Source organism: uncultured Rhodospira sp., assembly GCF_937138205.1.
In the GTDB taxonomy this organism is placed as follows: domain Bacteria; phylum Pseudomonadota; class Alphaproteobacteria; order Rhodospirillales; family Rhodospirillaceae; genus Rhodospira.
On record NZ_CAKZOT010000080.1, the window covers coordinates 35,672 to 54,858 of the forward strand.

At 70.7% G+C, this 19,187-nt stretch carries 16 protein-coding genes; 9 read left to right on the forward strand and 7 right to left on the reverse strand.

What is annotated here, in order from left to right:
* Window positions 1-11 precede the first annotated feature (11 nt).
* From Q0309_RS11200 to Q0309_RS11220, 5 genes are all read right to left on the reverse strand, one after another.
* Complete coding sequence (locus tag Q0309_RS11200) at window positions 12-239, reverse strand: type II toxin-antitoxin system ParD family antitoxin (protein ID WP_299440627.1); 228 nt, start codon at window positions 237-239, stop codon at window positions 12-14.
* A 160-nt stretch (window positions 240-399) separates the two neighbouring features.
* On the reverse strand, window positions 400-2,079 hold the full coding sequence (locus tag Q0309_RS11205) for a hypothetical protein (protein ID WP_299440630.1): 1,680 nt from the start codon (window positions 2,077-2,079) through the stop codon (window positions 400-402).
* Window positions 2,076-2,963, reverse strand: coding sequence for an ABC transporter substrate-binding protein (locus Q0309_RS11210; protein WP_299440632.1), 888 nt, complete (start codon window positions 2,961-2,963; stop codon window positions 2,076-2,078). The genes Q0309_RS11205 and Q0309_RS11210 overlap by 4 nt, the downstream gene beginning before the upstream one ends.
* Before the next feature lie 4 nt (window positions 2,964-2,967).
* Window positions 2,968-3,387 (reverse strand): hypothetical protein, encoded by a 420-nt coding sequence (locus Q0309_RS11215; RefSeq protein WP_299440635.1) that lies wholly within the window; start codon window positions 3,385-3,387, stop codon window positions 2,968-2,970.
* A 222-nt stretch (window positions 3,388-3,609) separates the two neighbouring features.
* A complete protein-coding gene (locus Q0309_RS11220) occupies window positions 3,610-4,356 on the reverse strand; it encodes a TIGR00266 family protein (protein ID WP_299440638.1) in 747 nt (248 codons plus the stop codon).
* A 226-nt stretch (window positions 4,357-4,582) separates the two neighbouring features.
* On the opposite strand from Q0309_RS11220, the gene ccoG reads away from it, so the two are divergent.
* Both ccoG and Q0309_RS11230 read left to right on the forward strand, forming a co-directional pair.
* On the forward strand, window positions 4,583-6,079 hold the full coding sequence (ccoG, locus tag Q0309_RS11225; protein ID WP_299440641.1) for a cytochrome c oxidase accessory protein CcoG: 1,497 nt from the start codon (window positions 4,583-4,585) through the stop codon (window positions 6,077-6,079).
* 112 nt (window positions 6,080-6,191) lie between these two features.
* Entirely contained in the window at window positions 6,192-8,117 is a 1,926-nt protein-coding gene (locus Q0309_RS11230) for a nucleoside-diphosphate sugar epimerase/dehydratase (RefSeq protein ID WP_366940595.1), read from the forward strand.
* Window positions 8,118-8,144: 27 nt separating this feature from the next.
* Here the strand turns inward: Q0309_RS11230 and Q0309_RS11235 are convergent, their stop codons facing one another.
* Entirely contained in the window at window positions 8,145-10,769 is a 2,625-nt protein-coding gene (locus Q0309_RS11235) for an MMPL family transporter (protein WP_299440644.1), read from the reverse strand.
* The gene (hpnA, locus tag Q0309_RS11240; protein WP_299440647.1) at window positions 10,766-11,755 is read right to left on the reverse strand and encodes a hopanoid-associated sugar epimerase; all 990 of its coding nucleotides are present in this window, start codon (window positions 11,753-11,755) and stop codon (window positions 10,766-10,768) included. The genes Q0309_RS11235 and hpnA overlap by 4 nt, the downstream gene beginning before the upstream one ends.
* Before the next feature lie 279 nt (window positions 11,756-12,034).
* Between hpnA and ispH the strand changes: the two genes are divergently transcribed.
* From ispH to Q0309_RS11275, 7 genes are all read left to right on the forward strand, one after another.
* Window positions 12,035-13,021, forward strand: coding sequence for a 4-hydroxy-3-methylbut-2-enyl diphosphate reductase (ispH, locus tag Q0309_RS11245; RefSeq protein WP_366940596.1), 987 nt, complete (start codon window positions 12,035-12,037; stop codon window positions 13,019-13,021).
* A 42-nt stretch (window positions 13,022-13,063) separates the two neighbouring features.
* Window positions 13,064-14,260: an adenosyl-hopene transferase HpnH gene (hpnH, locus tag Q0309_RS11250; RefSeq protein ID WP_299440650.1), complete on the forward strand. Its 1,197-nt coding sequence runs from the start codon at window positions 13,064-13,066 to the stop codon at window positions 14,258-14,260.
* 197 nt (window positions 14,261-14,457) lie between these two features.
* Window positions 14,458-14,898, forward strand: a complete 441-nt coding sequence (locus tag Q0309_RS11255) for a hypothetical protein (RefSeq protein ID WP_299440652.1) — start codon at window positions 14,458-14,460, stop codon at window positions 14,896-14,898.
* A 73-nt stretch (window positions 14,899-14,971) separates the two neighbouring features.
* The gene (locus tag Q0309_RS11260) at window positions 14,972-15,319 is read left to right on the forward strand and encodes a helix-turn-helix transcriptional regulator (RefSeq protein WP_299440654.1); all 348 of its coding nucleotides are present in this window, start codon (window positions 14,972-14,974) and stop codon (window positions 15,317-15,319) included.
* A complete protein-coding gene (locus tag Q0309_RS11265; protein ID WP_299440657.1) occupies window positions 15,316-15,621 on the forward strand; it encodes a hypothetical protein in 306 nt (101 codons plus the stop codon). The genes Q0309_RS11260 and Q0309_RS11265 overlap by 4 nt, the downstream gene beginning before the upstream one ends.
* A gap of 112 nt (window positions 15,622-15,733) precedes the next feature.
* Complete coding sequence (locus Q0309_RS11270) at window positions 15,734-17,371, forward strand: PAS domain-containing protein (RefSeq protein WP_299440660.1); 1,638 nt, start codon at window positions 15,734-15,736, stop codon at window positions 17,369-17,371.
* A complete protein-coding gene (locus Q0309_RS11275) occupies window positions 17,361-19,016 on the forward strand; it encodes an acyl-CoA synthetase (RefSeq protein ID WP_299440662.1) in 1,656 nt (551 codons plus the stop codon). The genes Q0309_RS11270 and Q0309_RS11275 overlap by 11 nt, the downstream gene beginning before the upstream one ends.
* Window positions 19,017-19,187: the final 171 nt, after the last annotated feature.

Here is a 19,187-nt window from a genome sequence, read left to right on the forward strand (position 1 = left end):
CTCACGTCGATTCAAGCGGCATTCAGAGCCCGCGCCTCCGCCATGATCTCGTCCAGCGATTTGTCGCTGACGCCGCTGGCCAGTCCCTCGTCGATGGCGCGCTGAAGCCCGGCCCGGGCGTGGTCGCGCTGGATCAGGTCGCGGACGGTGGCGCCAACGTCGGCATACCCGCCGGCGCTCGCCTGGGTCTCGCACCACGTCTTCAGGGGCTCGGGGAGGGAAACCGTGACATGATCCATGCCCTGGGCCTTTCAACCAACTCAAACAACGTCGCCGGCGCAATCCGCCCTGTTCAGGATTCGTTCAGTCTATCGCGGCGGGCCAAGCGGGGCAATGGCGTGGCGGCATCGTGTCCGGGCCAACCTTGAGGCCGGCGGTGCGGCGGTTCGACCAGGTGCGTCAAGCGAGAGGCAGGGTCACCCGAGGCCCGTGACCGGTGTCCAGGGTGAGCTCCAGCGCCCGCCCCAGTCCCGCCCGCGCCAGGCCGTCGGCCAACAGCAGGGCGGCCGCGTCGGGTTCGGCGCGCAGCGCTTCGGCAAGGGTGGCGGGATCGACCGGTGCCGCACCGTGCGCTGTGTGGGCGGTCAGGATCTCCCGCGCGGCGGCCGACGGCGGCGGGCCGTCATCCTCTATCGTGAGGCGGACGCCGCCGCTGTCGTTCCCCTGCACGCTGACCGAAACGGTGCGGGACGGGGCTTGGTCCGGATCCACGGGGCCGTCGACTCGTAACAGGACGCTTTCCACGGCATAACCGATCACGGCCGCCAGCAAACCCGGGTGGGCCGTGGCCGCCAGGTCCGGCGGGCAGGCCAGGGTGAGGTCAACGCCCCGGGCCCGGCTTCGCTGACCGAGCACGGCCAGGATGTCCTCCAGCAGGAGGTCGAGCGGCGGCGCGGGGGTGTCCGGCGCCGCCGTCAGGTGGCCAAGCGCCGAGGCCACCCGCGCGGCGGTGGTCGGGTCGTCGGGCAGCGCCTGCGCCAGCAGGGGAGCCGTGGCGGCCAGGGCGCGCCCGGCGGCGGCCTCCGTCGCCGCGCCGAGCAGGGCGGTCCGCAGCGTGGCGGCGTCGCGGTCGGGTGCGGTCGGTTGCACGGGGGCGGCGGCCGGGACCTCCGCGCGGCGGCCGATTCGCCCCAGCGGCGCCGCATAGGCCGTCCCGGCAAGCACCGCACTGCCCAGGGCCACGGCCAACACCGCCAGCAGGGCGGCAATCAGGGCGTCTTGAAGACGCACGAAGCCGGTGGCGACGGTCGCGTGGGCCTCGGCCAGGCGCGTGTCGGCGGTGGTGTGGGCGAGATCGGCGGCGCGGGTCAGAGTGCCGTCGGCGCTCTGCCACAGCCGGTCGACCGCAGCCTGGTCGAGCAGGGCCGCCCGGCGCGCGGCCGGAATGTCCAGGGCGTCGGCCATGGCCGCGTGCACGCCAGTCCCTGATCCCAGCGGACCGGTGCGGTCCAGGCCGGCGGGCAGGCCAGGCGCGGCGATGGCCCGGGCCGCCAGCCGCCGCGCCTCGCGGTCCAGGAAGGGCAGGGCAGGCGCCTGCGCGCGGGCGGCCAGGGTCAGAGTCTCGCTCAACCGGCCAAGCTGGCGGGCGCGCGGCGTGGCCGCCTCGTCCTGCGGCGCGGTCGCGAACCGGTCCAGCGTGCGCAGGCGGTCGGCGATCAGCGTGGTCCAGGGCGTCTGGGCGTTGCGGTGCGCGGCCAGGCGGTCGACGGCGGCGCGGGCGTCGTCCAGGGCCGTGCCGAACGCCGCCGGCAGGCCGGCGCGCCATGCCGGATCACTCGACAGCACGCGAAAGCGCGACACGGCCCGCTGCCGCGCCGGTTCGCCCGCACTTCCGGCCGGGGCGTGGCGGATCTGCCGCGCCAGACCACGCAAGCCCTCGACCGCGCGGGCAACAGTGGCCAACGCGTCGGCCTCCGCCCGGGCCGCGTCCAGCGCCCCGTCGTCAACGTGGGGGGCCAGATCGAGAACGCGCCAGCCGACCAGCGCCGCCGGGGCGCACAGCAGGGCGAACACGACCATCGCCGCCACCACGAGCCCCAGCACGGGACGCGGGCGCTTGGCTCCCGGTGTGGGGGTCATCGGCCGGCCTCTGCGGACCCGTGGTGAGGGCTCGCCGCCAGAGGGTCGGGGCTGAGCCGGGCCAGCGCCCGCAGGCGTCCCTCGTCGCGCAAGGCGGTGAGGGCGGCGTCGACCGCCTCGGCCAGGATCCCGTCACCAGCGCCCGTCGCCAGCGCCACCGGCCCGCCGGCGCCGTGCTCGATACGCGGCGGGCCGAGCGGCACCAGGGCATCGCCGGGCGCGACGTGACCAAGGGCCTCCATCGCCACGGCCAGGGGCAGGAACGCGGCGTCCGCCTCGCCGCGTCGCAGGGCGGCCAGGGCCTCGTCCTGGGTGGTCGCCAAGACGACGCTGGCGCCCGCCGGGGCCAGGCGCCGGAGTGCTTGTGCTTGGTCCGATCCGGCGGCGGTGACCACCACCCGCCCGGCCAGGTGTTCCATCGCGAACTCGTTTCCCTGCGCATGGGTCCAGGAGGCGGCACGGCCCAGCAGCAGCGACGCGGCGCGGGCATGGGGCGGGGCGAAGTGCACGCGTGCCGCCCGCGCCGGCGCGGCGACCAGATCGGCGGCGATCATGTCCACGGCGCCGGAGGCCAGGGCGTCGACAAGCCCGTCGGGGGCCACCGCCGTGAATCGGCAGTCGATGTCCAGGCGCTCGCACACGGCACGAGCGACGGCGACATGCAGGCCGGCCGCGCGCCCGTCAGGCCCGGTTCCGGACAGCGGCAGCGCCCCGCCGACCGTGGCCACGGTCAGGGTCCGGGACGGCGTCAACGCCAGCGCCGGGGCCGGCTCCGGCGCGGGCGGCAGCGCCGCGCGCGTGCCCATCCCCACGGCCGCCACCGCCAGGGCCGCCACGACCAGGGACAGGCTCCAGACCGCGACCCGGCCAGGGCGCGAAGGCACGGCTCTACTCGGTTTCACGACTATAGATGTAAAGCCCGCCCGTTTCCTCAAGAATGCCGAAGTAGTCCAGTTTGTGGTACTTGTTGCCGGTCGGCTGGTCGCCGGCCCAGATCACGGGCACCTCCCACAGTTCCTGCTCGCCGGCGCCGATGACGTAGAACGAGATCGAGGTGCCGGTGATGGCCACGGGGTGATAGATGGCGCCGGTGGCGGGGTCGATGGTGGGCTGGCCCAGCCGCAGTTCCGGAATGTGGTGGATGCGCCACTGGCCCATGGTGACGTTGCTGACGATGCCGGACCCGCCGCCGTCGGCCGGCGGCGCGGTGGACCCATCGCTGCTCTGGGCGTGGGCGGTGGGGGTGGAGAACAGCAATCCAAAAGCGATCAAGGGCGCGGCGGCGGCCACGGCGATGCGGGGTCGCATGGGGCGAGGGCTCCTTTGTTGTGGCGGCCAACCCGGCGGCGCGGGACGCGGCCGTTGACGGACAACACCAGGGGCGGACGAGGACACCTCATCCGGCGCGCACCGGCCCATCGCGGGGGCCGCCGGCACGCGGCGCATCCTATCAATGCGTCGCGAAGGGTGCCAGCGCCCGTGGATGGATCGTGTGGCCGATCAGCCTGTAGGTGTGGCGGTTATCCCGCCTCACTGCCCGCTCGACTTGCCGCTCAGGTTGGGCAGCAGGCTGCGCACCCAGCCGGAGAAGGCCTCTGGATTGCGGGTTTGCATCCACACCGGGCCGGGACCGGTGAACTCCATCACCAGGCCCTCGCCGCTGGTGGCGCTGGTCACCATGCGCTGGAAAAAGCCGCCGGCGCCGGCGACCATGCGCGTCTGCACGGCCATGCCCTCCTGGTAGGCGACCATGTGGCCGCTGTCGACGACGAAGCGCTCGCCCGGCGCCAGGTCGCGGCGGAAGATGGCGCCGAAGCTGGCCATGAACAGCGTGCCGGTGCCGCTGGCCCGCAGCATGAACAAACCCTCGCCGCCGAGCATCCCGCGCAGGCCGCCCCACGAGGGATCGACCGTCACGCCGGGGGCCGAGGCCAGGAACGACCCGCCCTGCACGATCAGCGGCGTGGCGGCGTCGACCTCGGCGTCGTGGATGTCGCCCGGCGTGGCCGGGGCTAGCGCCAGGTACCCGGGGCCATCGGTGGCGGTGATGTGGGTGACGAAGAAGCTCTCGCCGCCCATGGCCGAGCGGGTCAGGGCGCCGACGGCGCGGCCGAGAAAACCTCCACCACCGCCGGAGCCGCCACCCATGCTGGAGCGTAATGACAGGGTTGCGGACATGCACACCATGGCGCCTGATTCGCATTGCACCTCTTCGCCCTGGGCCATGTCCATTTCCAGCAGGGCAAAGGCCGGCCCGTGGGTGATTTTATAGTCCATTGTGGGGCTCCTGTCCTTGGGATCGGCGGTCCGTGATCAGGGTTGGGGCCGCGCGCGGCCCGCGCAGGCGACGAAAGATTTGATCGACATCAATGTCGCGACTGCGTTGCAGGCGGTACAGCGAGACACAAGATACCACACGGGCGGACGGAACGGACCCGGGATCGCGGTCGGAGCGGTCCGGACGATTCCCATCGGGCCGCACGACCAGAAAGGCACAGGGCACATGACGGCAACGGACGGAGTGGCCGCAACGTCGACCCGGGAGAAGACCACGACCAAGGCCAACACGGCGGAGGCGGCGCGCAAGGCCTCCTTGTACGGCGATCACGAAAAGGTCTATCCGCGCTATGTGAACGGGCCGTTCCGCCGGCTCAAGACGATCGCCAACTGGGTTCTGCTGTCGATCTTCTTCGTCGGCCCCTGGCTGCGTTGGGACCGGGGGCCGAACGCGCCCGATCAGGCCATCCTGATCGACATGCCGGACCGCAAGGCCTACTTCTTCGCCATCGAGATCTGGCCGCAGGAGGTCTATTACCTCACCGGCATTCTGGTTTTGCTGTCCATCATTTTGTTCTTCGCCACGGCGTTGTTGGGGCGCGTCTGGTGCGGCTTTGCCTGTTTCCAGACCGTGTTCACGGACATCTTCGTGACCATCGAGCGGGCCATCGAGGGCGAGCGCGCCGACCGGATGCGGCTCGACCGGGGGCGCCTGACGGTCCGGAAGGTCGGCCTCAAGGCGATGAAGAACGCGGCTTGGCTGGCCGTGGCCTTCCTGGTCGGGCTGGGCTTCGTGCTCTATTTCGGCAACGCGCCGACGCTGGTGATGGACATCGTCACGCTGCAGGCCGGCGCGGCGCCCTACGGCACCATCGCCGTGGTGGGCGGGTTCTGCTTTTTGCTGGCGGGATACGCGCGCGAACAGGTGTGCATCTACATGTGCCCCTATGCCCGCTTCCAGTCGGCCATGGTGGACGACGAGTCGCTGATCGTCACCTACGAGGCATGGCGCGGCGAGCCGCGCGGCAAGGCCCGCAAGACCGAGGACTTCAGCCAGCGCGGCCACTGCGTCGACTGCACGCTGTGCTATCAGGTCTGTCCGACCGGCGTGGACATCCGCAAGGGCACGCAGCTTGCCTGCATCGGCTGCGGCCTGTGCGCCGACGCCTGCGACAGCATCATGGACCGGTTCAACCTGCCGCGCGGACTGGTGCGCTTCGACTCGGTCAAGAACCAGGCGCGCCGCGCGCGGGGCGAAGACGTCTCGATCCGCTGGCTGCGCCCGCGCACCCTCATTTACATCACGGCGCTGGTGGTGGCCATCGCCGTCATGACCACGGCCTTCGTGACCCGCTCGCGCCTGGAGGTGAACGTCCTGGCCGAGCGCAGCCCGCTCTATGTGCAGCTTTCGGACGGCTCCATCCGCAACGGCTATACCGTCAAGATCCTCAACATGGAGCGCACCGATACCACGTTCACCGTCGCCGTTGAGGACCTGCCTCAGGCCACCATGGACATCGTCGGTCACGAGACGGTGCCGGGGGATGCGGCCACGGCCCGCCTGCCGGTGACCGGCGACAGCGTGGGCACGTTCCGCGTCTACGTCTCGGCCCCGCCGGAGGCGCTGGACGGGGCCGCGACTCCCTTCCGCTTCCGGATCGAGAATCCGGCCACCGGCGAGGCGGTGAACCAGTCGGCCAACTTCAACGCCCCGGCGCGGTGAGGCGCGAGGGCATGGCGCCGAGGGTTTTTCTTGGCCTCGCGGGGCGCGATGTCCTATTCGTCGGGTTTCCGCCGATATCCGGAGTCGGCGCCGCACCGCAGGGACGTCCGCCTTGGCCCTACTGCCTCCGTTCCTCAGCACCTCGCCGCGTGCTCGGATCGCCTATGTCCACGATGTGGCGATGGCGGGCCTGTCGTTCCTGCTGGCCATCTACCTGAGGGTGGGCGACGCATGGCAAGTGCATGTCGCGCCCGAGACCCTGACGATCGGCGCGGTCCTGTTCACCGCGATCGCGGCGGTCGTGTTCCTGTACCAGCCCATGTACAAGGGCATCTGGCGCTATGCGTCGATGCGCGACCTGGTGGCCATCACCAAGGCGGTGACGCTGACGATCCTGTTGTTCGTTCCGGCGATGTTCCTGACCGGGCGGCTGGACGACCTGCCGCGCAGTGCCTTCCTCATCAACTGGTTCGTGCTGATGGCCCTGCTGGGCGGGCCGCGTTTCATCTACCGGGTGCTCAAGGACGGGCGCCTGGACTTCCGCTTCGAGGCGCGGCGCGATCCGGACGCCATTCCGGTGCTGCTGGTGGGGGCCGGCGACGGCGCCGAGTTATTCCTGCGCACCGTGCAGCGCCAGCAGGGCGCCAGCTACCGCGTCGTCGGCATCGTCACCCACAAGAAGCGCCGGGTCGGCCGCCACATCCACGGCGTCGAGGTCATGGGCACGCTGGACCAGGTGGAGGACATCGTCGCCACCCTGTCCGGCCGCAATCAGCGGCCGATGAAGCTGGTGCTGACCGACGCCAATCTGGCGGGCGAGGACGTGCAGGCGCTGCTCGACGTCGCCGACCGGCTGGGCCTGACGCTGGCCCGGCTGCCCCGCCCGACCGACCTCCGCGACGGGGCCGCCGACCGCCTGGAGGTGCGCCCCGTCTCGGTCGAGGACCTGCTGGGCCGCCCGCAGGCGGTGCTGGACCGTGACGCCATCGCCGCCCTGGTCAGCGGGCGGCGGGTCCTGGTGACCGGGGCCGGCGGCTCCATCGGATCGGAACTGGTGCGGCAGGTGGCGGCGCTCGGGCCGGCGGCGCTGACCCTGTTGGACAACAGTGAATTCGCCCTCTACGCCATCGATTTGGAGATCGCCGAGCGGTACCCCGACCTGGCCCGGACCGGCTGCCTGGGCTCGGTGCGGGACCGGCGCCGGCTCGATCAGGTCATTGCCGAGGCCCGGCCCGACGTGGTGTTCCACGCCGCCGCCTTGAAGCACGTGCCGATGGTTGAGATGAACCCGACCGAGGGCCTGTGGACCAACGCCGCCGGCAGCCGCCACGTCGCCGACGTCTGCCGCGCTCACGGCGTGGCGACCCTGGTCATGATCTCCACCGACAAGGCGGTCAATCCGACCAGCATCATGGGCGCCGGCAAGCGCGCCGCCGAGACCTATTGCCAGGCGCTGGACGTGCTCGACCAGGATCGCCCGGGCCGCACCCGGTTCGTCACCGTGCGCTTCGGCAATGTGCTGGGCTCGACCGGGTCCGTGGTGCCGCTGTTCCAGCGCCAGTTGGCGCGCGGCGGCCCGCTGACCGTGACGCATCCCGAGATGACGCGCTACTTCATGACCATCCGCGAGGCGGTCGAACTGGTGTTGCAGGCCGCCGCCCTGGGCACGGCCGCCGACGCCTATCGGGGGCGCATCTTCGTGCTGGACATGGGCAAGCCGGTGCGCATCGTCGATGTGGCGCGGCAGATGATCCGGCTGGCCGGGCTGCGGCCGGACGAGGACATCCCCATCGTCTTCACCGGCGCGCGCCCGGGCGAGAAGCTGTTCGAGGAGATCTTCCACGGTGCCGAACGGCCGCTGCCGACGGAATGCGAGGGCGTTTTGATCGCCGACCCGCGCCACCAGGACCACGCCCGCGTGGCCGCCCTGATGGACGCGCTGGAAGCGGCCTGCCGCGAGGGTGATACCGACCGCGCCCTGGCGCGGCTGCGCGATCTGGTGCCGGAGTACGACGCGGCCACGGTGTCAGCGGCTTAGGAGTGCGGTTCGGCAGGGCCGAACGGATCAACCGGGCGGCGGATGCCGCCGGCTCGGCCACAGCGCCAGCAACGCCGGCAGCACGCCCAACGTACACACCAGCGTCAGGCCGATGGCGATGGTCAGCAGCACGCCCATGCTGGCGGTGCCGGGGTGGCTCGACGCGGCGATGGAGCCGAACGAGCCGATGGTGGTCAGCGCGCTGAAGACCACCGCGCGCGGCGTGCTGCTCGTCATGGCGCGACTCACGTCCGTTTCGTCGCGCTCGCGCTGCACCAGGTGGATGGCGCTGGCCACCCCCAGCCCGAACAGCAACGGCAGCACGATCACGTTGGCGAAGTTGAACGGCAGGTTGAACACCGCCGCCGTGGCCACCGTCAACAGGGCCGCCAGCCCCAGCGGCGCGAACACCAGCAGGATGTCGCGTCCCCTGCGCAGCGTGACGGCCAGCAGGATCGTGATGCCGACGAACGCGAGGCCCGCCGCCTCGGCGAAGGCCCAGACCACGGTGCGGCCGGACTCCCGGATCAGCACGGGGGAGCCGGTGGCCTTGGGGACCTCGGCCCGCACCGCGTCGACGAAGCGCGCCAACTGGTCCGGCTCGCGAGGGTCGAGCGCCGGGCGCACCTCGACCCGGGCGCGGCCGTCCGGGGCCAGATAGCGGCCCAGGAGGGCAGGGGGCAGGTCGTCCAGCGTGACCGGCTGGGCGCCAAGGGACGTCTCCAGCCGCTCCAGCATCGGCGGCAGGTCGACGGTCAGCCCCTCGGCGACAGCGGCCAGCGCATCGTCGGTGTCGGCCCGCGCCAGAGCCTCAGCGAAGCCGGTGGCCGCGTCGCGCAGGACGGCGTCGGCGCCGGGCGTGCTGGCCAGCCGGCGCAAGGCGTCCACAAGGGCGGCGCGCGCGGCGCGGCGTGCCTCGGCGTCCGGCGAGGGCAGGGGATCGACCGCCAGCGTCGGCCCCAGGAACAGTGCCAGATCCTGGATCACCATTAGCTTTTCGTCCTGGTTGTCCGGCACCAGATCGCGCGCGGTGATGGCGCTGCCCACCGCCGGCAGGGCGGCGACGCGGTCGGCCAGGGCCTCCGCGGTGTCGAGATCCTCGGCCAGGATGTCCATGGTGTAGGGGGTGACCCGGGGGTCTTCCATCAGGTCGAACAGCGTGGCCACGGACTCGGTGTTCGGGTCGCGCAGGTTCAGCGGGTCGAAATCGAAACGCGCCCCCGGGGCCAGCGCCGCCGCGCCGACGCCGACGACCAGCGCCACCAGCGCCACCGTCCGCGCGTGGCGGCGCAATGCGGCCTCCAGGCGGCCGGCAAGGCGCCCGGACGCATCCATCGCGGCACCGCGCCCGGCCCTTGCCGGCATCAGGCCGAGCAGAGCGGGCGGCAGCGTCAGATTGGCGACAAAGGCCACGGCCATGCCCAGGCCGGAGATCAGGCCCAGTTGCGCCAGCCCCCGGTAGTCGGTGGGCAGGAACGACAGGAAGGCGATGGCCGCCGCCACCGCGCACAGGGCCAGCGCCGGTCCCACCCCGCGCGCGGCCTCGTCCAGGGCGGCGGCGTTGTCCGCGCCCTGGTCGCGGGCCTCCTTGTAGCGGAGGGCGAAGTGGATGCCGAAGTCCACCGACAGGCCGATGAACAGCACGGCGAAGGCCACCGAGATCAGATTCAGCGTGCCCACGACCGCCGCCGCCAGGCCGGCGGTCCAGCACAGGCCGGCGACCAGGGTGATCACCGTGGCCCCGATCAGGCGCGGCGAGCGCAGGCCGAGGATCAACAGGGTCACCACGGCGGCGAAGGTGATGGCGCCGGCGATGTCCATCCCGGTCTGCACGCTCTTCAGTTCCTCGGTCTCCATGGCCGCCGCGCCGGTCAGGCGCACCGTCACACCGTTCTCCGGCGTCAGTCCGAGGTCCCGCGCGGCGGTGCGCACCGCCGTCATCGCTTCTCCCGCCGGCGACAGGCCGGTCAGGTCGCGCGCCGGCTTGGCCAGGATGAGGCGTCGGTTGGTCTCGGCCAGGGGGCCGGTCTCGCCGCCGATCAGCCGTTGCCAGTCCAGCCGGGCCGGTTCGCCCGCCAGCCGCGCCTGGGTCGTTTCCTTCATGCGGTCGAGCACCGGCGCCAGCGGCACCGGCGGCGCTCCGGTGCCGGGGTTCGCCAGCCCGTCGGCCACCGTGTCCATCAGGTCGGCCACCCCGCGCAGCGACGGGTCCGCCGCCAGGGTTCCCAGCACCGGCTGCGCCTCGGCCAGGGTGTCCGACAGGGCGTACAAGTCGTCCAGCGGCACGAACAGCAGGCCGTTGCGGCGGAAGAACGGGTCCCCCTGCAGGTCGGACACGAACGCCAGCAGGTCGGTTCGGGCGGCCAGTGCGTTGCTCAGCCGTGCCGCCGCGTGGTCGGTCATCGCCGTGGTTCGGCCCTCGACCACCACCACCAGGTCACCGCCGAGCTGCGGGAAGGCCTCCTTCAGCGCTTGGTTCTGACGCTGAAACGGCAGGTCCGGGTCCAGCATGGTCGAGGTGTCGGTGGACACGCCGATCCGTGTGGCCGCCAGCCATAGCGACAGGGCGGTCAGCAGAAGGGCGACCAGCAGCACCAGCCAGCGATGACGCCGGGCGGTGTCGACCCATGCGGCGATCAGGCCGGCCGTCATCTCACCAACCCGTTGGCCCTGAACCAGGCGACGGCGTCGGCGATGGCGTCACCGGCCGGCCGCGCGCGATAGCCGAGGTCCCGTTCCGCCTTGGCGCTGGAGAAATACATGCGCTTGCGGGCCATCCGCAGGCCGTCGACGGTGGCGAAGGGCTCCTGGCCGGTGACCCGGGCGACGGCCTCGGCCACGTGGGCGAAGGGCAGGATCAGGCCGTGCGGCAGGCTGACGCGGGGCGGGCGGCGGCCCATCAGGCGGGCCACGCCGGTCAGGATGTCGGCCAGCGTCATGTCCTCGCCGCCCAGGATGTAGCGCTCGCCGACGGCGCCTCGGTCAAAGGCCAGCAGGTGCCCGGCCGCCACGTCGTCCACATGGGCGATGTTCAGGCCGGTGTCGACATAGGCCGGCATTCGGCCCGACGCGGCCTCGACGATCACCCGGCCGGTGGGCGTGGGTTTGATGTCGCGCGGGCCAACGGGCGTGGAGGGATTGACGATGACCACCGGCGCGCCCTCGGCCTCGACAAGCAGGCGCACGGCCTGCTCGGCGCGGAACTTGCTGCCCTTGTAGGCGCCGATCATGTCGGCCTCGGTGGTCGGTGTGTCCTCGTTGGCCGGGGTGCCGTCGTCGTTCGGCTTCAGCACCGCCACGGAACTGGTGTAGACGACCCGACGCGCGCCGCCGTCCAGCGCCGCCCGGATCACGTTCAGGGACCCCTGGACGTTGGCGGCCTCCATGGCGGCGGGATCGGGGATCCACAGGCGGTAGTCGGCGGCGACGTGGTAGAGCGCGTCCACGCCCCGCGCGGCGGCCTTCAGCGAGGCCGGGTCCGTCAGGTCTCCGTCGGCGATCTCGACGTCCAGCCCAGCCAGGTTGCGCCGGTCGCCGTCCGGCCGCGCCAGACAGCGCACCGCCTCGCCCCGCGCCAACAGGGCGCGCACGACGGCGGATCCGACGAAGCCGGTGCCTCCGGTGACGAGTGTGGGCATGGGCAAGGGTCTCTCGGCCGCGGGACAGGGGCCTCATGCCTACCCTGGGGGGCGGTGCGGGGCAAGGGGCGCGCACTGTTGCGAATCCGTCGCAGGTGGAAGCCCCTTGGTCGATTGAGGTGAGCCCATCCTTGCATCCGCCTGGGGTGGGCCGCTAGATAAGGTCCGGAATCAAGCTTTTGCACGAGGATGGTCGCCGTGGACGAGACCGCCACCACCCCTGAACACACCCCGCCCGTCGATAAGGCGCGCACGCCTCCCGGTGAGATGCCCTCACGGTTGCAGGTGATTCTGGCCAGCCCGCGCGGGTTTTGCGCCGGCGTCGAACGGGCCATCGAGATCGTCGAGCGCGCGCTGGAGATCTACGGGCCGCCGGTCTACGTCCGCCACGAGATCGTGCACAACAAGCACGTGGTGGAGACCCTGCGCGCTCAGGGTGCCGTGTTCGTCGAGGAGCTGGACGAGGTGCCCGACGGCGCCATGACCGTGTTCAGTGCCCACGGCGTGCCGCAGGCGGTGGTCAAGGAGGCCGGGCGCCGTGCCCTGCCGGTGATCGATGCCACCTGTCCCTTGGTCTCCAAGGTCCACCGGGAGGGCCAGAACCTCGCCGCCAAGGGTCGCGAGGTCATCATGATCGGCCACGCCGGCCACCCCGAGGTGGAGGGCACGCGCGGGCAGGTCCCAGGCGGCGTCCATCTGGTCAGCAAGGTCGAGGACGTCGAGAACCTGCGGGTCCGCGATCCGGACATGGTCGGCTACGTGACCCAGACCACGCTGTCGGTGGATGACACCAAGGACGTGATCGATGCCCTGAAGACGCGCTTCCCCAACATCCAGGGGCCGGACGTCAAGGACATCTGCTATGCCACCCAGAACCGGCAGACGGCGGTGCGCGAGTTGGCGGCGCGGGTCGACCTGCTGCTGGTGGTGGGCGCGCGCAACTCGTCCAACTCCAACCGGCTGGCCGAGATCGGCGTCACGATGGGCGTGCCCAGCTACCTGATTGACGACGCCTCGATGGTCCAGGACGAGTGGTTCCGGGGGGTGTCGCTGGTGGGGGTGACCGCCGGTGCCTCGGCCCCGGAACGACTTGTGCGCGACCTGATCGCGCGGATCGACGCGGTGGCGCCGTCGACGGTCGAGCAGCTCCAGGGCATCAAGGAAAACATGCAGTTCAAGCTGCCGCGCGTCCTGGCCGACGCCATGGCCGAACGCGGCATTCAACCCGATACCGATCGCGACCGCACCGACCTTCACGTGGCGTGACCAAGCGCCGGTTTCCTTCCGATCTCCAAAGAGGTTAAGAGCGTGGGCGTTCCCCTGATCCAGCAAGTCCGTGTCGGCGCGTACCTGATGAAGCAGCGCCTGCGCGGCACCCGGCGCTACCCCCTGGTTCTGATGCTGGAGCCACTGTTCCGCTGCAACCTGGCGTGTCCCGGTTGCGGCAAGATCGACTACCCGGACAGCATCCTGAACAAGCGCCTGTCGGTCGAGGACTGCGTCGCGGCGGCCGAGGAATGCGGCGCGCCCGTGGTCTCCATCGCCGGGGGCGAGCCCCTGTTGCACCGCGAGATCAAACAGATCGTCGAGGGCCTGACGGCCCGGAAGCGGTTCGTCTATCTCTGCACCAATGCCACGCTGTTGATGAAGCGCCTGGACGACTTCACGCCGAGCCCGTACCTGACGTTCTCCATCCACCTGGACGGCGACCGCGAGCACCACGACAAGGCGGTGGACCAGACGGGCGTGTTCGACAAGGCCACGGCGGCCATCCGCGAGGCGCGGGCGCGCGGCTTCCGTGTGACCTGCAACACCACCCTGTTCGAGGGCGTCGAGGTGGAACGGGTGGCCGAATTCCTCTCCTTCGCGACTGACGATCTGGGCGTCGAGGGCGTGACAATCGCTCCCGGTTTCGCCTATGAGCGGGCGCCAATGAAGGAGGTGTTCCTGAACCGCCAGCGCACGAAACAGCTCTTCCGCGACCTGTTCGCGCGCGGCAAGGGCAAGGGCTGGCGCTGGAACCAGTCGTCGCTGTATCTCGACTTCCTGGCCGGAAACCAGACCTACGACTGCACCCCCTGGGGCAATCCGACGCGCACCGTGTTCGGCTGGCAGCGGCCATGCTACCTGCTCAACGAGGGCTCGGTGGCCACCTTCAAGGAACTGATGGAGACCACCGACTGGGACAGCTACGGCACCGGCCGCTACGAGAAGTGCGCCAACTGCATGATGCACTGCGGCTACGAGGCGACGGCGGTCGAGGACACCGTGCGCCGGCCGTGGAAGGCGCTCACGGTGGCGCTGAAAGGCATCCGCACCGATGGACCCATGGCGCCGGAGGTGTCGTTCGAGCACCAGCGCCCGGCGCAATGGGTGTTCGACGATTTCGTGCGGCGGCAAATGAACCGGGCCGACGCGGCCAAGGCCGACCGTGAGTCGGCCCGGGCCTGCGCCGGGTCCGGCGCCAGCCACGCCAACCGCAAGACGGACCAGGACGCGGCCTGAAGCGGGGCGCCTAGCCGCCCGTCCATCCGCACGCCCACCCTTCCTGCAAGTCTTCGCCCCCGCCGCCGGACGGCGGGGGTTTGCTTGTGTGCCAATGCTCGTTCTGGCATTGATGGCGCGCGTCCGCGTGCATTGCTGGATATGCCGAGCGGCGCATTGCAGGGTGATACAGAATTCATTATATTTGGGACGTCCGGATGCGGATCACGGTCGAGTTCTACGAAACGCCAATGGACTGGCCGCACGATGAGGGGCGGTTCATGGACGACATGATCCGGATCATCGAGATTGGCGATCGTCACGAGAGAAACCGGGCTTACGAGTTGGTCTTTGAAGACCTGCTTGAGATGAAAGGAATGGCATACGACGGTCTTCTGGACCATCTCGTCGGATACACCGTCTGGCGATGGTTCGATGACCTGCCTGTGTACCAGACTCCGGGAGAACCTGGTGCGCTCTTCGCGCCGGTGGAAGAGCAAGACGAAGATGGAGCGGTGCGGGTCGTGATCCATGTGCTCGGCGGGTTTCGCCGGTTGTCGAGGGCCGATGAGGACCTCAAAGATCAGTTGAAGCACCTGATCCACCGGCGGTGTCTGTCACTCGGTCTATGCGAGGGTGATACCCATGGAGGACTCTAGTGATCGAACCAAGTCTGAGCGGTTGACCGCCCTTCCCCGACGGAAGCGTCGGGAGACCCATGGTGCGTCGGTCATGGACGTGATCGTTGAACTCGAACGGGACCATCCGGATCTGGCGGCGGAAGCCCCCATCTCCAGCGTTGCTCTGGAAATCGGTGAGATGGTCCGGGAGATGCGTCTGGCGGCGGGGATGTCGCAACGCGACCTCGCCGAGGCGGCCGGCTTGCACCAATCGGCCATCAGCGCCATCGAACGCGGCGAAGGCAAGGACGGCCCGACGTATCGGAAGATCCGGGCGATCGCCAAAGCACTGGGCATGGACGTGGCGTTCGTGCCGCTGGCCGTCACGGCGCGGGCGACGCGGCCCGTCAGCGTTCAACCGGAAAACGATCGATCCATCAAGCGAAGAGCGCTTCCGTGACCACTTGGTTGGCTGCCATCGAGATCGTCGGGGGCGCTTTCGGTCTTCTGGGCTCGATCGTTCTCGCCATCCCAGCTCTGATGGATCTGAGCAAGCGGCGGTTCTGGGACCGGCTCGATGGACTCAAGTCGATCAAGGGCGCCTCGCCCGAAGACATTCAAACCCTCCGCCGTCTGCTCCTTGATGACCTCCTGGGCGGCTACCGGCTGCATGTCTGGTGCACGGTGGGGGGTGGGGCCTTGCTCGCGGTGGCGTTTCTGTGCGTGGCGGCGGCTGGAACCGCGCGGGTGATTGCCGGATAACGGGCCAGAATGTGGCCTGAGGCGCTCGCCACAATGGGTGCCATTCGGCGGCGGCGATGGCATAGTGGGTCGCGAACCCTGACCCCGTGGTCGCAGAATGGACCCGCCCACCGTGACACCCCGTCCCCGTTTTTCCACGCGACTGCTGCTTGGGCACGGCGGCTTGGCGTTGATTTGTCTGGCGCTCGCCGGCGCGTTGTTGTTCGTTCAGCGCTGGTACGAGCAGGATCGGCGCGCCCTGTTGGACGCGGCTCTGCCTCGGTTTTCCGACATGCTGGAGGTCAGCCGGCTCGGCGACACACTTGCCGAGACCGCCGGCGCCCTGGCCACGGCTGTCGACACCGCTCAGCGCCGCGCCGCCCTGGAAACCGCCGACCGCGCCCGGGCCGACCTGGAGGCGCGACTGGCCGCCCTGAACGGCAGCCAGCTTGAGGCGGCAACGCGCGATCGGTTGCGTGCCGCCGTGGCGGACGTGGGGGAGACGCTGGAGACCCTGGACGCCCTGGTGGCCCGCCGCCTTCAGATGCGCCAGGCGACCGCCGACCTGAACGCCCGGCTCGGGATGCTGGGCGACCTGTTGCCGGACCTGGAGCAGGCGTTGCTGGCGGGGCGGGCGCCGGAGGCGGTGGCGGGCGTGCTCGAGACCCAGGACCTCACCTTTCCGCCCGGTCCCAGCGGCACCAAGGCGGCAAATGCGATCCGGGGCTGGGCGCGCCACGCCCAGGTGACCGTGGGCATGATGCTGGCGGCGTCGGGCGCGGGCGGCGGCCCCGACCTGGATTACCTGGCCGCGCGTGCCGAGGAGTCCCTGCGCCGGGCCGCGTCGGCCATCCGCGCCGGTGATCGGGGCGCCATGCCGGTGATGGAGGCGGTTCAGGCCGAACTGGTGGCTCTGTCCGAGGGGGTGGACGGCGCCGACAGCGTGTTCCGGGTGCGGCGCCAGCGCCTGACCATGGCGCAGAACCTGCCGGCGGTGCTGGAACGGGCGCATCAGGCGTCGGATCGGCTGAGCGCCGCCGTGACCCAGATCATCGCCGACCTGGAGCAGGCCCGCGCCGTGCGCGCCGCTGACCGAGCCCTGTTGGCGCCAATGTGGACCGTGGGCATCGGTGGCGTGGCCCTGTTGGGGATCGGGCTGGCGCTGTGGTCTGGGCTGGTGCTGTGGCGCGGTGGCTTGCACCGGCTGCGGCGGCTGACCGAGGCGGTGCGGGCGGCCCGCGACGACGCGCCGGTGAATGTGCCGGACCACGATCTGCTGGGCGACGAGATCGGGGTTCTGGCGCAGGCCGTCGGTGCCTTGGACGCGGAACGGCGGCGCCTGGCGGAGGCTGTGCGCGAGTACGCGGACCGCCAGGCGGCCGTGCTCGACATGGTGCCCGCGCCGATTCTTGTCCTGAGCGCCGATGGCCGGGTTGAGAACGCGAACCCCGCCGCCGTGGACCTGTTCGGCCGGTCTGTCACCCAACTGGTGGGACGGCCGCTTGGCGAACTCGTGACGGAGGCGGACAGCGACGCGCTGGCCGAGGCCACGGCCCACGCCCTGGCGAAGCCGGGTACGCGGAGCGCGCCGCTCGACGGGATGCTGGCGCGTCCGGACGGCGAGGGCTCCCGGACCGTGACGGTCACCGTGACCGCGCCGTCCGAGGCGGCGGCCGCCACCCCCTGTCTTCTTGCCATGGTCCGGGCCGGAACCGTGGGCCAATGCGATGGGGCCGATGCCAACCGGGAGGATGTGTCCCATGCTTCCTGAGGCGGGGACGTTCGATGACCTGCTGCGCCGGTTCACGTGGCATGTGCCCGAGCGGTACTCCCTGGCCGTCGATGTGTGCGACCGCCATTGCGCCGGCGGTGAGGGGGGCGCGGCGCCGGCGATCATCGAAGAATCTCCGGACGGCACGGTCCGCCGGTACAGCTTCGCGGACCTGCGGCGGGCCTCAAGCCGTCTGGCCAACGTCCTGGCCGGACGGGGCGTCGGGGCTGGTGATCGGGTGGCGGTGCTGCTGGGGCAGCAATGGGAAACGGCGGTGGCCCATGTCGCCGCGTGGCGTCTGGGCGCGATCTCCGTGCCGCTGTTCACCCTGTTCGGGTTCGACGCATTGTCCTACCGTCTGTCGGACAGCGGTGCGCGGGCGCTGGTGACCGACGCGGCGCAGGTCGAGCGCATCGCCGACCTGTTGCCCGATGTGCCCGACCTGGGCACCATCATCTGCCTGGGGGCGGGCTCCCGCGACGTTGCGGACCCGGCGCAACGCCTGATCGCCTGGGACGCGGCGCTGGCCGCCGCGTCGGAGGCGCACGCGCCAGTGGACACGGCGGCGGACGACCCGGCGCTGATCATCTACACCTCGGGCACCACGGGAAAGCCCAAGGGCGCGCTGCACGCTCACCGCGTGCTGCTCGGCCACCTGCCGGGCGTCGAGTTGCCGCAACGGCTGTTCCCGAAGCCGGGAGACCTGTTCTGGACGCCCGCCGACTGGGCCTGGATCGGCGGCCTGATCGACGTGCTGTTGCCGTCGCTACATCACGGCGTGCCGGTTCTGGCCCATCGCGGCGCCAAGTTCGATCCCGAGGGCGCCTTCGCCCTGATGGCGCGGCACCGGGTGCGCAATGTCTTCCTGCCGCCCACGGCGCTGAAGATGCTGCGGCAGGTTCCGGATCCGCGCCGCTTCGGCGGTGACCTGCGCTCGGTGGGGTCGGGCGGCGAGACGCTGGGCGAAGGCCTGCTGGACTGGGGCCGGGAAGCCCTGGGCGTGACCATCAATGAGTTCTACGGCCAGACCGAGTGCAACCTCGTGGTCTCGAACTGCGCGGACCTGTTTCCGGTACGACCGGGATCCATGGGGCGATCCGTGCCGGGTCACACGGTGGCGGTGGTCGATCCGGACACAGGCGCGCCGGTGGCGGCAGGCGAATTGGGGTCCATCGCCGTGCGCCGGCCCGACCCGGTCATGTTCCTGGGCTACTGGAACAATCCCGACGCGACGGCGGCCAAGTTCGTCGGCGACTGGCTGCTGACTGGCGACACCGGGCGCATGGACGACGACGGCTATGTCTGGTTTGTCGGGCGCGACGACGACGTGATCACCTCCGCCGGTTACCGCATCGGCCCGGGCGAGGTCGAGGACTGCCTGCTGAAGCACCCGGCCGTGGCCATGGTGGCCGTGGTCGGCGTCCCCGATCCCCAGCGCACCGAGATCGTCAAGGCGTTCGTGGTGCCGGTCCCGGGCGCGATCGAGGCCCACGGCGGCGAGGCGGCGTTGATTCGCGCCTTGCAGGACTTCGCCAAGGCGCACCACGCCGCCCACGCCTATCCGCGCCGCATCGCCTTTGTCGACAGCCTGCCCATGACCACCACCGGCAAGATCATGCGCAAGGACCTGCGGGCAATGGGGTAGGGCTCGACCCTCAGGGCAATCGGGTGAACGTGGGCCCATCGTCGAGACGGACCACCGGGGCAGAGGCCCGCACAAAACCCGTCATTGCGAGCCGGCGTCTTTGGACGCCGGCGAAGCAATCCAGGGCTTGTTCATGATGTATTCGCCCTGGATTGCCCCCTTGTGGGGCGG